The organism is Porphyromonas sp. HMSC077F02 (assembly GCF_001815465.1).
GTDB classification, from domain to species: Bacteria; Bacteroidota; Bacteroidia; order Bacteroidales; family Porphyromonadaceae; genus Porphyromonas_A; species Porphyromonas_A somerae.
Genome location: NZ_KV820630.1, coordinates 100,646 through 115,057, shown reverse-complemented (window position 1 = coordinate 115,057; position 14,412 = coordinate 100,646). Strand labels below are relative to the sequence as shown.

General features: G+C 51.8%; 8 protein-coding genes. All 8 read right to left on the bottom strand.

What is annotated here, in order from left to right; all coding sequences use genetic code 11:
• Window positions 1-435: 435 nt before the first annotated feature.
• The 8 genes from HMPREF3027_RS01225 to HMPREF3027_RS01190 all read right to left on the bottom strand — a co-directional run bounded on the left by HMPREF3027_RS01225 (window position 436) and on the right by HMPREF3027_RS01190 (window position 14,066).
• Entirely contained in the window at window positions 436-1,380 is a 945-nt protein-coding gene (locus HMPREF3027_RS01225; RefSeq protein ID WP_070706415.1) for a PorV/PorQ family protein, read from the bottom strand.
• Window positions 1,381-1,401: 21 nt separating this feature from the next.
• A complete protein-coding gene (locus HMPREF3027_RS01220) occupies window positions 1,402-4,185 on the bottom strand; it encodes a S8 family serine peptidase (protein ID WP_070706414.1) in 2,784 nt (927 codons plus the stop codon).
• A 24-nt stretch (window positions 4,186-4,209) separates the two neighbouring features.
• A complete protein-coding gene (locus HMPREF3027_RS01215) occupies window positions 4,210-5,922 on the bottom strand; it encodes a BACON domain-containing protein (RefSeq protein WP_168165854.1) in 1,713 nt (570 codons plus the stop codon).
• Window positions 5,923-5,936: 14 nt separating this feature from the next.
• Window positions 5,937-7,529 carry a RagB/SusD family nutrient uptake outer membrane protein gene (locus tag HMPREF3027_RS01210; protein WP_070706458.1) on the bottom strand — a complete coding sequence of 531 codons (1,593 nt, stop codon included), beginning with the start codon at window positions 7,527-7,529 and terminating at the stop codon, window positions 5,937-5,939.
• A gap of 20 nt (window positions 7,530-7,549) precedes the next feature.
• Window positions 7,550-10,561 (bottom strand): SusC/RagA family TonB-linked outer membrane protein, encoded by a 3,012-nt coding sequence (locus tag HMPREF3027_RS01205; protein ID WP_070706412.1) that lies wholly within the window; start codon window positions 10,559-10,561, stop codon window positions 7,550-7,552.
• Window positions 10,562-11,704: 1,143 nt separating this feature from the next.
• Entirely contained in the window at window positions 11,705-12,847 is a 1,143-nt protein-coding gene (locus HMPREF3027_RS01200) for a hypothetical protein (RefSeq protein WP_070706411.1), read from the bottom strand.
• 1 nt (window position 12,848) lies between these two features.
• Window positions 12,849-13,655: a metal ABC transporter permease gene (locus HMPREF3027_RS01195; RefSeq protein ID WP_070706410.1), complete on the bottom strand. Its 807-nt coding sequence runs from the start codon at window positions 13,653-13,655 to the stop codon at window positions 12,849-12,851.
• A gap of 3 nt (window positions 13,656-13,658) precedes the next feature.
• Window positions 13,659-14,066, bottom strand: a complete 408-nt coding sequence (locus tag HMPREF3027_RS01190; protein ID WP_070706409.1) for a FeoB-associated Cys-rich membrane protein — start codon at window positions 14,064-14,066, stop codon at window positions 13,659-13,661.
• Window positions 14,067-14,412: the final 346 nt, after the last annotated feature.

The window sequence follows — 14,412 nt, the reverse complement described above, 5'->3', positions numbered from 1 at the left end:
CGCCGATCGCTTAGTTGCAACTCAACTTTTGCTCCGATATAGCACCTGGTTCCCTACGTGCAACTTGCCCTCATCTTTTGTGAGACTGTTGCACGAAGGCGATCTGCTGCGCCTAGGCTTCCGTAAGGATGCCAAGGCACATAAAGTTGCTTTCGGGATTCGGACTCGGTCACGTACGTGAGTACGCTCCCAGCGCCCTGGTAGGGCCTTGGTGCCCTGCGTGCACCTTGCCCTCATCCTCAGGCCTTGCATCTCATCCTTCGTGCAAAGTCTCAGCACATTTGAAGCAAATGTGCGAGAATGGCACTTCGTGCAACATTCTCTTCGTGCATTATTGTCGTCGTTTGGGATTGGTGGGGGCATACGATTATACATAAAAAGAAGAGACCCAGGGCTAGATTAGTCCTGGGTCTCTGCATATATGGGGGCTGGAGATTAGAAGGCGTATCCAGCGGTGACCATCAAGGTATTGGCTGAGTAGGTACGGAACCCTAATTGGTACCCTAGGTCTAGGTGTACACCATAGAGCTTTCCGCCGATACCGAAGCCTAGCGAGTGGTCGCGAAGGGTGTGGTAGTCATACCCTAGTCGGAGGTCGAGTAGCTGATTGTAGCTATATTCTAGCCCCACACCTGCAGCTCGGTGGTTGGCGGGGCCCTCCTTTAGGGTGCCTCTTGCTCCGAGTATCAGGGTAAGCTGGTGCTTCTCGGCTAGTGATAGGGTTTGGTCGGTAGAGAGCTCCAGTGTGGGCTGTATTGTGTAGCTATCGTTACTAGCTCTGTAGCGTAGAGGAGCACCGACACCATCTATGATGGCGTGCAGACCGTATTCCACTCCTTTTCCGAAGAGGGTATATTGATTGAGGTAACTCACTCCTGCACCAAATAGATAGGTCTCTGCCTCTATTTGAAGAGCTGTGCGGTGGTAGCTTCCTTTCGCAAAGAAGCCCCAGTGCTCTACAGCATAGGCATATCCCAGATCAGCACTCAGGCTATAGGGTCTGAAGGAGCTCTCCACCTTTTCGCCTGGCATTCCCTCCACCTCTATCTTAAGACCACCTGAGTAGCGTCCGCCCACAAAGAGTGCGTGAGAAGGGGCAAAGGACCATGCTCCCGAGAGGGTGTACTGCAACTCTCTGCCGAACTCTAGCTTAGGGAAAATCTCAATGTTGCCATCCACTTGAAAGGTAGCTCCATTGGCTAGAAAAGCGGTAGGATTGGTATAGAGATACATATCCTTGGCACCAGCACCACGCACTTTACCGAGTGCGAGGGTGCGTGCGCTAGTATTGCCCTCTAGGAGAGGGAGTGGCGAGCCTTGCCCCATTGCTAGGGTGGTGCCTAGAAGGGCGAGGGCAACGATGTATAATATTCGCTTCATATTATTCTGCTTCAATAGTCATTATTTCTTTACAATGGTTCGGATGGTCTTACCGAGATGTATGCGGTAGACTCCTGGGGTGAGCTTCTTGAGATTGACATGAGAGATGCCATCCTTGTCGCGGTCAATATACTGACGGTGTACTAGCTCCCCTCTCAGCGTGGTGATGATCACCTCGCGAGGCATGGCAGTATCGGTACCTGTCTGGATATTGAGTACCCCTTCGGTAGGCACCGGATAGAGGATAAAGGTACCCCCTGCTTCTCTAGCTGCTTCGGAGCTACCCACCACCTTTACGGTGAAGCCACTGGTGAATTCTTTGGTGCCATCCGATACGATGATCTGCACCATAGTGCTACCCACCTTCTTTGGGGTGATCTCTAGCTTGGTAGTGCCAGGGATTAGGCGAACGGTAGCGATGGTGCTATCGCTTGTCTTGGCTGCGTATGAGAGTTTTAGTCCACTGGGAGATTCAAACTTATCGGATAGCTCTACCTGCATAGCCTCTGCATAGCGGCCAATGGATACCGTCCCAAAGTCGGCGATCTTCTTGACCGGTTCGTAGTTCACCACTTTATAGGTGAGCTTGGTAGTAGAGACCTTACCTAGTTCATCCTCCAGTACAATCGGCAGAGTGTATTCCCCTAGCTCGATATCAGAGATGAGGAAGAGTAGCTCGATGCTATTCTCCTTGACCGTTGCCTTGACCCCAGCCTGCTCTATCGCCTCCTTCACGCTCCATTTGTGCCCATCCTCATCCTTGATCTCGAGTGTTAGGTTGTAGAAAGGAAGGCTCTTGGAGAGCACCACAGGCAGTGTGGCAGGGAGGTTGGTGATGGCTGGTGCGTGGTTCACCTTTGTGGTAAAGTCTGTACTCTTCTTAGAGGAGTGTCCCCAGCGGTCCTTTGCCTCGATCTCTAGGTGGTACTTGGTGCCATCCTCCAGCTTCTCAAAGGTGTATTCAATGGCTGTACCCTCTTTATGCTCATAGTTGGGCACAGTGATGGTGATTGGCTCCTTGCCCTCTGTGGTGAGCGTGAGGAGATAGCTACTAGCGAGCTGGTCGATGGCATCACCATCCTTGGCGGGTAGCCAGCTGATGGTCACCTTTTGATAGCCCACTTCACCGAGTGTGATCTCTGACATCACTGGAGCCTCTCCCTTATCCTCCTCGAGTGCGCGAGCAGCATCGATATAGCCCGCGCCGAGCCAATCTCTCCACTTATTATCGTGCTTGGCACGGAAGTCGATGGTCTTGGTGGCGGTGAGTAGACGCTTCTTGAGCATCTCGCTGGTAAACCCTTGCTTACCAAACTTGGAGATCACCAGTGCTGCAATACCAGTGACGTGAGGGGTAGCCATTGAGGTCCCTTGCTGGTAGCTGTACTTATCATTGCCAGGGAATTGGAAGTCCCTACCAGTGAGGTTGGTGCCAGGCACTTTCATATAGAGAAAGGAGCTGGTGATGGTGCTGAGGATACCACCTTGCAGGCGCGTAGGGGCATCGAGCGTACCACCGGGTGCCATAATATCTACCCAATCACCGATATTACTGTAGGAGGTGCATTGGAAGTCGGCACCAAAGGCAGCCACCGCCACTACAGAATCGTAGCAACCAGGGAATACGAGGTCGTTTTTGAGTCCCTCATTACCCGAGGCAAAGATGACCACACCCCCTTTCATTAGGGCGTTGGGCTTTTGCTCCTTGGTCTGTGGGTCTACTCCCGCATTATCTACAAAGTATTGGATCGCATCTTTGATTACAGGGTAGTCGTTATTGAACCTTTGATCATCAAAGCCCCACGAGCAATTGGCAATCGTAGCACCATGCTCTACCGCCCATTGGAAGCCCTTGGCGATGTCGTTGATAGGAGCTGAATGTCGCTCTCCCTCTGGGTAGTTGTCTCTATTGAATATCTGGATGCTCATCAGGCGTACACCCGACTCTGGTGTGCCATCGCCACCAGCGATACCAGAGACGCCGATGCCGTTGTTATTGCGTGCGGCGATGGTACCAGCTACGTGAGTACCGTGGAATCCAGGGGTGATATAGGGGGAGTTAGCTACAAAATTGTAGCCATAGGTGCCTGGCTCCTCTGGATTGTACCATAGGCTGCCTTGGAGGTCTTCGTGATATCCATCGATACCCGAGTCAATGATGGCGACAATCACCTCCTTTTTACCTGTCTCTACCTCCCACGCCTTGAATAGGTTGATATCAGCACCAGCTAAAAAGAAGGGGTCATTGCTGCTGCCCTCATTTTGGTAATGCCACTGATAGGGGAGAAGGGGGTCGGGGTTGGTAAACTTCGCGTACCCTTGGTTGTAAGTATCACTACCGGCACGGAGGCTTGGAGCAGACTGGTAAGTAGCTGCTGTCTGAGTGGCGTACTTATTGCCGTGAGCCACCTCCACTAGCGAACTCTTCTGTAGCTCAGTAAGTGCTTGAGAGAGGTCGGTAGAGGGGTCAAAACTTACCTTGTACCAGCGGTCCAATCCCGCCTCACGCTGTAGCGCTTCGTAAGCCCCGCCAATCGTAAAGATTGGCTCGAGCTTCACCTCATCGGTAAGGCTGCGTAGCTGATTGCCGAGTAGGCCTCGTAGCTCGCTCTCAGATGAGTGATCGGCAGAAGCCTTGAGCTTCACAATCGCCTCCCCTGGCACCATATTAGGTGCTAGGGTGAGGTCGGGTGTCGCCTCTGTGTCGGGCATCTCTCCTCTTTGGAGTGCCTCTCTTTGGCAGCTCGTGGAGAGTAGTAGCAGTAGGGTGAGCCACCAGCTCAGTCTATATTGTATTGATTTCATAATCCTATTGATATGTCGTAATGATTAATCCTGACGTTTGTTGTTGCGAGCTGTTTCAGCTGTTTTGGCATTACGGAAGTAGGCTACCTGTACGCTATCCTCTCCAGGAGCAATGAAGATGACGTCGTCGCCCTTGGTGAAGTAGGTCCAGCCATACTCACCTCTGTCGGTATGAGCTAGTTCGTACCCCTTTTTCTTTGCCAATTCAACTACCTCTGGCTTGAGATTCCAAGCTCCAGTCCAGTCGTGGCGGGTAAAGAACTTCTTATAGCCCTTGTACATATCGATACGCTGACCGATCGCTCCTGCATTCTCCTTAGTGGCAGTGACGTTGTAGTCCTTACCATAATTGTCCATTCCTGGGATGAGGAAGTTGTAGAGCGTAGAGATGAGGTCGCCCTCCTTCGCGGTATCACGGTGTACATTTTCAAATTGTACATACTCATAAAGGTGGGTGTAACCCTCCACATCACTCTTCTTGCAGAAAGGATAACCATCGTCTTCACCGGTCATTAGCCTAAAGCCACGGCCCTTTTCAAACGCCTCCACTTGCTCGAACTGAATGGCAGGGTCGCGGAAAGTATCTAGTCGGTCGGTAGGGAATTCGGTCATAATCGCACCGACATCATCGGGATCAATCTTTTTAGGAAGAGAGATGGTGATTCGTGCTGCCTTAGGATAGGCATAGTGCATTTGCTGGCTATATTTATAGAAGACCTTAGCCTCGTATTGAAGGAGTGCGTCAAGGTCATTTTTAACCCATATCTCACCTCCTCTTGGGTCTTCACCACCCTTGAAAAAGCCCTTAGAAGAGAGATAGGTAGCTACCTCTTCCTGACTAAACTCAGTGCCCTCTACCCCGACTATGTGCATAGCAAATACCTTGTTTTTATCAGCGTTGAGGTATTGATAAACTAGGTACTTAGCCCGCTGTGCATCGGTGGCGAAGAAGTCGTCCTTAGTCCAGGTGGCATCCTTACGGGTCTTCTTCACTTTGCTTTCAGTACCATCATCGTTCCATTGAGTAACGTCGATCAGCTCGGCATCCTGTTGGAGACCCACCTCCTGAGCATACGCCTCCACATCGGTACGGGTCATATCGGGTAGTAGCTTAAAGTCTGGGAATAGACGGACACCCACTTGGCGGATACGCAAGGTGGCACTCTCGCCATAGCTGAGTGCGATATAGACCTCACGAGGGTTGGGGTCGACGGATGGCTGTACCATCACCTTCAAGCTCTTGCTATCGCCACTCTTCTCTGCGGTGAGCCATGGGCTCTCCTCCGAGAGGGTATAGCTCCAGTCGTTGCCACTGGCAATTACAGGGATGATTAGTTCGCCGCCTTCGCTACCAACATCCCATGATGTTTTCTCTACGGCGAGTGTCTTGAGGGTACTCGACTGGGTCACCTTTATCTCCTTACGGAGTCCACGAAGGGTGATGGTGACTTTGGTCTCTAGCTTCTTGCCGGTGTGGTTCTCCTCGGCAGTTAGCTTAACGCCATCCTTCACCTTCTCCACCTTGAGCCAATCGCTCTTAGGTCCTTGCTCAATAGACCACTGGTCGTCTGTGGTGATGACACCTACTTCGAGCGAACCTCCAGCCTGTGTAAATGTGATAAGGCTAGTCGGTAAGTCGAGCGAAAGCACATCGGGTTCCTCCTGCTGCTTACAGCTAGTGGCTAATAGTGCCACGAGCCCGAGGAGCAAATATAGTCGTTGGATTGTCTTATTCATATGGTGTCGCCTATTTATCTTTCCCATCCTTCGTTTTGGATGAGCTTGTGATTGATCTTAAATAGTACTTGAGGAATACCCCACACAAAGCGGTAGTCACTGGCTGGGATATTGAGATGAAGGTCGTACTCTTTATTGAGTACCTCTCGCTCTTGAGGGTCGTGACGATTGACTCCCATACCCCACCTGCGGAGGTCCCAAAGGCGAAAGCCCTCGAAAGCGAGCTCGCGGGTACGCTCATCACGGATCTCCTGCTGTAGGTCGGTGCCAAAGAGGTCTACGCTCTCCAGCCCTCTGGATACCTTGAGCTGATTTAGGTAGTCTAGAGCCTTGGCATTATCGCCACTCTCATAGGCCGCCTCAGCTGCAATCAGTACCTGCTCGGCATAGCGGAAAGGCTTTGGTGCCTGTAGCCCATTGGGCACATAGCCACCCCATACTTGGCTATCAAGGTCGGAGTAGGCTTTATTACCCTTAAACTTAGAGACTACCCATACCACGTCCTGAGAGGTGCGACCGTAGTCGGCAGGGGTGATAACGGTCATGGCCTCCTCAAAGTACACCTTACGGCGGAGGTCACCCTCCTGATAGAATTCCTTGAGCCAGCCGGCTGGAAGGAAGGGAGGAGTATTGATCGCAATATCTCTGTGCTTATTCTCTCTCCACCATCTATTGGCCTCGAGGTTGGCACCGTAAAGACCGAGGGTACTTGGAAGTTCGTCGGGCTTACTGATAAATGGCTGATAGATCTGCTCCCGTCCGGTATCTTTGTGCCACATTGCCTCAATAGCCGTCACACCTGTGACATCCATCTCGTCGGGCTTAGTGAGGCTGTACCTCTGGCTATTGATCAGCTTCTCCGCAGTAGCGAGAGCCTCTGGCATCTTGCCCATATAGAGGTAGACACGCGACTTGAGTGCTGTAGCCACATCTTGCGAGATATAATCTGCTCCCTCAGCTCCTGGAGTAGAGGCGAGTAGCTCCTCAGCAAGTGTCAGCTCTTGTAGGATAAAGTCCCACACCTCCTTATTGCTGGCACGAGGGTACATCGTGAGGGGATCCACCTTTTTCACTAAAGGCACGCAGAGGTCAGTCGCGGCACTCTCCTCCTTGTAGGGTACGCCCCAGCGGATTGCTAGACTATAGTAATAAAAGGCTCTAGCAAAGTGAGCGTGCCCAGCGTAGGTATCGATGGTTGCCTTGGCTGCTTCGGGGTTCTGCTCCTTATTGATGTCGTAATTGCTTAGCCCATCGAGGAGCGTATTAGCATCGGCTAATGCCACATAGTAGGAGTGGTAAAGCCCATCAAAGGTGGCCTCATCGGCTCTCAGGCTGTGCCAACCGTGGAAAGCACCATAGCTATTGTGCATAATGTGCATATTGAGCATATCGGCCTGTACCTCCTGAGGCAAGGTGGCGGAACCACCAAAGAGCCTAGTGCGTAGCAATATTGTGGTGCCATTGTCCCATGCCTTCAGCCCATCCATATCGGCAAAAGACTTCTTGAGTGGGATATAGTCTAGTGGCTCTTTATCTAGATTGCACGATGCTAGGAGTAGCCCCAGCAGTGCTATAGAGATCACTCTGTATATATTATTTATCTTCATATTCTCCTGTATTTCTATCATTAGAAGCCTAATTCAAAATTAACGCTCACCTGCTTAGTATTTGGGTTAACTCCCATAGATACACTGTGATTGACCTCTGGGTCAATACCTTGGAACTTGGTAAAGGTGAGGAGGTTACGGCCAGAGAAGAATATCCTTGCCGACTTGATCACCTCCTGACGCTCTATCCACTCACGTGGTAGGTCGTAGCCGATAGTGAGGTTTTTAAGTCGCATAAAGGAGGCATCTTCGATCAATCCACTATCAAGGTAAAGTGAAGCGTGCTGCTTATTCTTCTCTCTCTGGTAGGCAAGACTTGGGTAATCGGCCTTATCGCCTGGTTGCTTCCAGTAGTTGAAGAGCCTACGGGAGGCATTGAAGTTGGTACTCTCAAAGTTGCGCACATTGGCGTCGCTCTCATAGTACTGACGGTCTACCGAGATCATGTGCTTGCCAAGAGCAAAGGCAAAGTTGGCACTCATGAAGAAGTTGCCATATCTACCCTCTAGTCCCCAACCACCAGTCATCGGTGTGAAGGCTGGGATATCGGTGTTTTGCTCTAGTGAAGCGGTGTACTCATCAGCGAGTTGATCGTGGTTCATCGTCTTCTTCATAGGGTCTACCCCAGGCTTAAACCACTCTGGGCGACCTGTCTCGCTATTCACCCCTTTGTAGATAGGCATATAGAAAGTAACGGGCTTACCAACTTGGTAGGCTAGGGCAGTCCCTGGCTGCAAGAAGGAGTCGCGACCGCCAAAGAGGGAGATCACCTTGTCTCTATTGTAGTTGAAGTTGAGGAAGGCGGTGAGATAGCCCTTCTTTGCCTTGATTAGGTCTAGATCGAGCTGAAGGTCGATACCTTGGTTGAGGTAAGCCCCTTCGTTTTGGAGGTTGTAAGAGTAGTCGTACTGCCCAATACCAAAGCCCGAAGTGAAGTCGAGAGGCACCTCGAATAGCATATCTGTGGTGAGCCTGTGGTAGTACTCTATGCTCAGCCCAATGCGGTCCAGCATCCTACTCTTGAAGCCCACGGTGAGCTTGCTCTGCTTCTCCCAGCTGAGGTCGGGGTTACCGGTATTGGCTAGGCCCAAGCCCATCTCGCCCTTGTACTGACCACTACTACCAGCGTATGGCTCAGTGTAGTAGGGAGGAATAGAGGAGTTACCCTGTGTACCGTAGCTCGCCTTGAAGTCGAGCTCATCAAGCCACGCAACCTCTGAGAGGAAAGATTCATTCTTCGCCTTCCAAAGCAAACCAGCCGACCAGAAGGTGGCGTGTCGCTTATTCGGACCAAAGCGCGACGAAGCGTCGTTACGAATCACTAAGTCTACAAAGTAACGGTTGGTATAGTTGTAGGCAAACTGTCCGAAGAAGGAGAGGAAAGCATAAGAGAGGGTGCTCTCACTAAATGACTTGTCCTTGGTCACCATATTGAGTGAAAGAAGGTGGTCGTTTTTGATGCCCGCTCCCGAAGCAGAAAGCCCATCATCGTAGTAGTTGATGTACTCCTGACCGAGGAGGGTGGTAAGTCCGTGATCCCCTAGGTCAAAGTCGTAGGAGATGGTATTGGTGGTAGAGAAGTTGATCACCTGCCCAAAGGAGCGTGATGAAGAGCCGTTGCCGTATGCTTTGCGGTAGCTAGGCTTCACGCGTGCAAAATACTTGCTGTAGCCCATCTCCACCCCCGCCATCGACCGAATAGTCAGATGCTTGATAGGGGTGATGGTGAGGTTACCATTGGCCGAGAGAAGGAAGTTCTGCGACTCTGCTGGTTTCTTATCAATCTCATACCTTGGGGTACCGATGCCCAGTACATCAATGTAGTCTAGCTCCTTACCATTCTTATCGTAAGGCGATACGAAGGGGAGGTTGAGGGCTCCCATACCGCCCAGTGCACTCTTAGGGCCAAGAGGTGAGGTTTGGGTCCAGTCGTAGGAGACATTGGTATTGAGCCCTAGGCGGATATACTCATTGAGCTCAGAGCTAAGATTGAAACGCGCAAAGACTTTGTCGTACTTCGAGCCTTCGCGAAGACCCTTTTGCGACATTCCACCACCCGAGAGATAGTAGCTGGTCTTATTAGTACCGCCTGAGATAGAGAGGTCGCCTTGGTAAAGGGGTGCCTTCTGGTAGATATAATCGTACCAGCGGAAGTCGGTATTCCCGAAGTGCTCTGCCCTAAAGGCGTCCCACTTCTCTTGGCTCTCGAAGAGACCCGTCTCTACATAGTACCTTCCTAGCTCCTCGCCAGTCATCAGCTGGTCGAAGTAAGAGGTATTGGCAAGTGTAGAGACGCCATACTGCCCACGCACATTGATTGCAGCACGCTCCCCCTGCTTGCCTCGCTTAGAGGTGATGTAGACAACACCATTGGCCGCCCTCGCACCATAGATAGAGGTGGCGGAGGCATCCTTTAGGAATTGCATGCTCTCAAAGTCATTGGGGTTCATTGCACGGATAGCAGCGGTGCTAATAGGCATACCATCGAGGATGAATAGTGGCCCCGTACCTGCTCCTAGCGACCCCTGTCCGTGGAGGGCAAGGGAGAGCTGCTGAGAGGGCTCACCAGAGTTGGAGTAAACTTGCAGACCAGAAACCTTACCCTGAATAGCATCCAGAGGGTTGGCATTGGGCTTGCTAGAGAGCTCCTTGGCACTGATCTTCACCACCGAAGCGGAGGTATTGGTAATCTTACGGGTCATGTACCCGATCACCACCACATCGTCCAGTACTTCACTATCTACCTGGAGGTGTACCTCCATGCCATTCTGTGCCGGTAGCTCTACCGTCTTATACCCCACATAGGAGATAATAATTACATCTCCTGCTTTGACAGGGAGGGTAAACTGACCATCCAGGTTGGTGGTAGTTCCCTTGGAGGGGTCTGCCTTGGCACGTACCGTCGCACCAATTACTGGCTCACCCAGTTCGTCATATACAAGTCCCCTGATGCCCGAAGTCTGCTGTGCCGAAAGCCCGATCACAGCTAGTAGACTTATCAATAGGAGACAGTACCAGCGTCTGTGTCTCATAAAAATTATTCGAAATGATATATGTTTGTTGTTTATAATAGTTGTGTATAATACTCTGCCGTCACTTGCACCCTTTTGTGGATGCATAGCTCATTCTCTAGACTGACCAATCTTTGTTGGTCAGTGAAGCGATGGTGCCCCTTGAAGGCACTCAGTATAGGTTAGTCGTAAAAAGCGAATAGTCGAGGATTTGGGATACCTCTAGCGTGGCGTGGATATTGTACCCACACCTTAATTTATCTATTACAGAGCAAATAAGCATCCTGTCGCTTGATTTGTCGCCACAGAAAGTCTGTTGTCTTGACCTGAAGGATAAACATCCTTGATTCCATTGGCCCAATCATTTTGATTTATTCGCTAAAGATAATGTAAACATTTGAATCGATGCCCAAATATACTATATATTTTTAATATGCAACCCATATTACCATAATAAATGCTTTTGTACTCTTTAATAGACTTAATATATATAAGAAGCAAGGCGGGCGTGGCGACCCTATAAATGGAGTCCTTGCCCGAGATCACCCTGCCCTTTTCGGACAGGTCAGACAAGTCAGACAGGTCGGACGCTATGGAGCACCCTGGCGGGTGCTTTTTGGGGAGCCCCTATCTAACAAAAAACTGAGTTGCAACTAAGCTATTGCTTTGTTGCAACTCGTCATTTGCTTAGTTGCATCTCGCCGATCGCTTAGTTGCAACTCAATTTTCGCCCTCCTAATTCATTGATTCCTAGCCCCCCTAAAATCAGCCTCTATATACGTCCATGAACCCATGGGTTACGCATTAGAAAGGGCTGTGTGGTATTCATAGGAGTGACTATGGTAAGGGCCCCTCAGCCGGGGTCCTTAAAAAAGCACCCGCGAGGGTGCCATTCAGATAGCCCCCGCGTCGGAGGGGCGTTAGCGCCCCGAACGACCGGCGGGAAAGGGGAATGATAAATAATACGACCCTTGTGGTCGCACAAGCCGATACGAGTGCGACCGCAAGGGTCGTTGGGTGTATGGGCTCTCGATTACCCGCCAGTCATCGGCACTTCGTGCCTCGACTGGGGGCTATCTGAATGGCACCCTGTCGGGTGCTCTAGTGGGGTGCCTTTTATCGGACAAGTCGGACGAGGAGGACAGATCGGACGCTGTTCATTGATCAGTGCTGGGGGAGAGTGAGGTGGAGGTGGTGGAGGGTGGTTTGGTACTGTTCGAAAGTGGGCTTGAAGGGGAGGGTGGAGGAGGGGTGGCGGAAGCTGGTGGATTGTTGCATCGCCCAGTTATCGACGTTGGCGACGTTGCCCCACTTTGAGCGGAAAGAGCCGTCGGCGGGTGTAGTCGGAGTGGCGGTCGTTGGGGCGTTTGAAGTGGGGGTGGGGGAGGCGGAGGATTGGAGGTAGCTTTGGAGAAGCTTGATCTCTTGCTGGTACTCTGTGAGGAGGAGGTAGGGATAATCGGCCTGATACTCTGCTGGTAGGGCTTGCTGTAGAGCGAGGGCTGTGACCCACTGCTCTTGCTGGTAGAGGAGGGGGCGTAGGGCGAGGAGTGCAGCAGTCTGCCATTCACTCTCGGGAAGCTGTAGAAGTTGTTCGGTAGCTTTTTGGAGGTGGAGGGTATCGGGCTGCTGTAGTGCCGAGCGGTAGGTGATGTAGGCTTGCTCTTCGGCAGTATTGCCAGTGGGGCTACCGCCTAGCTCGACGGTGGCTGTAAAGCGCTCCCATTGGGAGGGACTTTTGCGGGAGAGGTAGTGCAGGGGTGCTTGGGCGGAGGCATCGAGGTGGTGCCACAATCGGGCGGCAAGGTAGGCGAGAGGGCTCTTGGGTTGTTTCAAGAGTTCCTCTAAGTGGTGAATGGTGTTGAGGGTATCGCCTTGGGCGAGGGTAATGACTGCTTGTGATGCGGGGTCAGGATTGGACCAAAGGGCGAGCAGGCGAATTGCCTCGGTGGGGTTGTCCATCAGTAGGTGGGCATTAATCAGCTGTAGGGTGTCGGTGGCTCTCTCAAGGAGTGCCAAGCCATCGCCGAGTAGTTGTGCCACTCTTTGGGAGAGAGGGTCATTAGTGGGTAGGCGGTGAAGGAGGTCGGTGAGTTGCTGTTGATAGACCCCTTTTTCGTCGTATAGGTAGAGGGTTTTCGGGGGACGAAGCGAGGGGGGAGAGGCGAGTAATTTTGCCTCTATTTCTGCCACTTCTTGCTTTAGGAAGTAGTGTTGGTTGTAGTTTTTTGCCCTATTCAGTAAGGAGCAGCCCGCCAGTAAGCAAGGGAGGAGGAGTAGGGAGAGGAAGGCTTTGGAACCACGCATCTCAGGCAGTTTTGGGGCGGGGTAGGGCTTTGCAAAGTAGAAAGACCACGGAGAGTAGGATCACTGAGAGCACGCCTGTGGGGAGATTGAGGTAGTAGCTGGCAAAGAGGGCGATGAGCACGGTGACGGTGCTGAGGAGGGTGCTCCCGATGATGAGCCTCTTGAAGCTATGGGTGTAGCGGCTGATGGTCATCTGTGGTAGGGTGAGCATACTCATCACCATCATGATACCCATCACGCGGATGCTGAGGACGATGCCGATACAGATCCACACCATCATGCCGTACTGGTACAAGCGGTGGCGCAGACGGCGTATCTGCATAAATTCGGGGTCGAACGAGGTGTAGAGTAGTGCCCAGTAAAAGAAGCCGAGTAGCAGTGCCGTGACGACTACATAGATGCCAAGTAGCCAAAGCTCTAGTGGAGTAACGAGTAGGATATTGCCAAAAAGGAAGCTACTGAGGCTGGGGGTATACCCTGGGGTGAGGAAGGTGAAGAGGATGCCGAGGGCCATCCCGAGCGACCAGATGGCGGCAATGGCGGAATCTTCGCGGACGGCTCCTTTTCGGCTCAGCCACTCTACCCCTAGCCCGCTGAGGATAGCGGCACCAATGGCGTAGAGGAGTGGGTTTTGCCCCAAGAAGAAACCGAGCCCAAGCCCCGCAAAGGAGCTGTGGGTGATGCCACCAGAGATGAAGACCATTCGGCGGACTACTACAAAGCTACCCACGATGCCAGTGATCAGCCCTGTGAGTAGTACCGCAATGGCGGAGTGGGTAAAAAAGCTGTAGTTGAATAGTTCTAGCATCGTTTATGCCTCTCTGTTAAGTTGTTGCTCTAGCTGAGTGAGGATAGACTTGGGAATCGGAAGGCAACGCAGTCGGATGCTCCTTGCCCATGCCGAGACCTCCTCTGGACGGAGGGTTTGGAGTACCTCTTGCCACTCTTGTAGCTCGCCGGGGGTGTAGTCTTCTCCATTGCGCTGGCGGAAGCGGTCTAGCTCCTGATCTTCGAAGTAGACGATGTGGGGCTTCTGCTTTAGCTTGGCATGGAAACATTCTGTACCGCCACAGCAACCGCTGCAGCTATGCTCTGGTGTGTGGCAAGGCTCTTGTGGCACCTTTCCATCGTTGGCTTTGAGTATCTTCCGTAGGTAGTAGATTCCCAGCACTGCTAAGGCAATGAGGAGAACCACTACTATTATTGTTATTCCATTCATATCTCCTTTATTTATATAGTGCAAAGTTACAGATATTTTTCCAAGGCGTGGCACCACCGTTTTTGGTGTCTATGGGAGTGTCTATAGGTAAGGACCCCGGCTGAGGGGTCCGTATTAAATAGGCACAGGTCAAGGCACGTAGTGCCGATGACCTGTGTAAAAAGAGGTGCAAAATGTCCTTACGACCCCAGCTTAGGGGTCGGACAACCCCATCTAGGTCTGACCCCTCAGCCGGGGTCATGGAGGTGGGAATATGCCCTTATACACAGGTCGTTCGGGGCCTACGCCCCTCCGACCTGTGCCTATTTAGAGACTGTTGCACGAATGCGATCTGCTGCGTTGCTTT

Coding starts and splice junctions, on each gene's coding strand:
- HMPREF3027_RS01225 (WP_070706415.1), bottom strand. CDS start 1,380: ATGAAGCGAATATTATACATCGTTGCCCTCGCCCTTCTAGGCACCACC.
- HMPREF3027_RS01220 (WP_070706414.1), bottom strand. CDS start 4,185: ATGAAATCAATACAATATAGACTGAGCTGGTGGCTCACCCTACTGCTA.
- HMPREF3027_RS01215 (WP_168165854.1), bottom strand. CDS start 5,922: ATGAATAAGACAATCCAACGACTATATTTGCTCCTCGGGCTCGTGGCA.
- HMPREF3027_RS01210 (WP_070706458.1), bottom strand. CDS start 7,529: ATGAAGATAAATAATATATACAGAGTGATCTCTATAGCACTGCTGGGG.
- HMPREF3027_RS01205 (WP_070706412.1), bottom strand. CDS start 10,561: ATGAGACACAGACGCTGGTACTGTCTCCTATTGATAAGTCTACTAGCT.
- HMPREF3027_RS01200 (WP_070706411.1), bottom strand. CDS start 12,847: ATGCGTGGTTCCAAAGCCTTCCTCTCCCTACTCCTCCTCCCTTGCTTA.
- HMPREF3027_RS01195 (WP_070706410.1), bottom strand. CDS start 13,655: ATGCTAGAACTATTCAACTACAGCTTTTTTACCCACTCCGCCATTGCG.
- HMPREF3027_RS01190 (WP_070706409.1), bottom strand. CDS start 14,066: ATGAATGGAATAACAATAATAGTAGTGGTTCTCCTCATTGCCTTAGCA.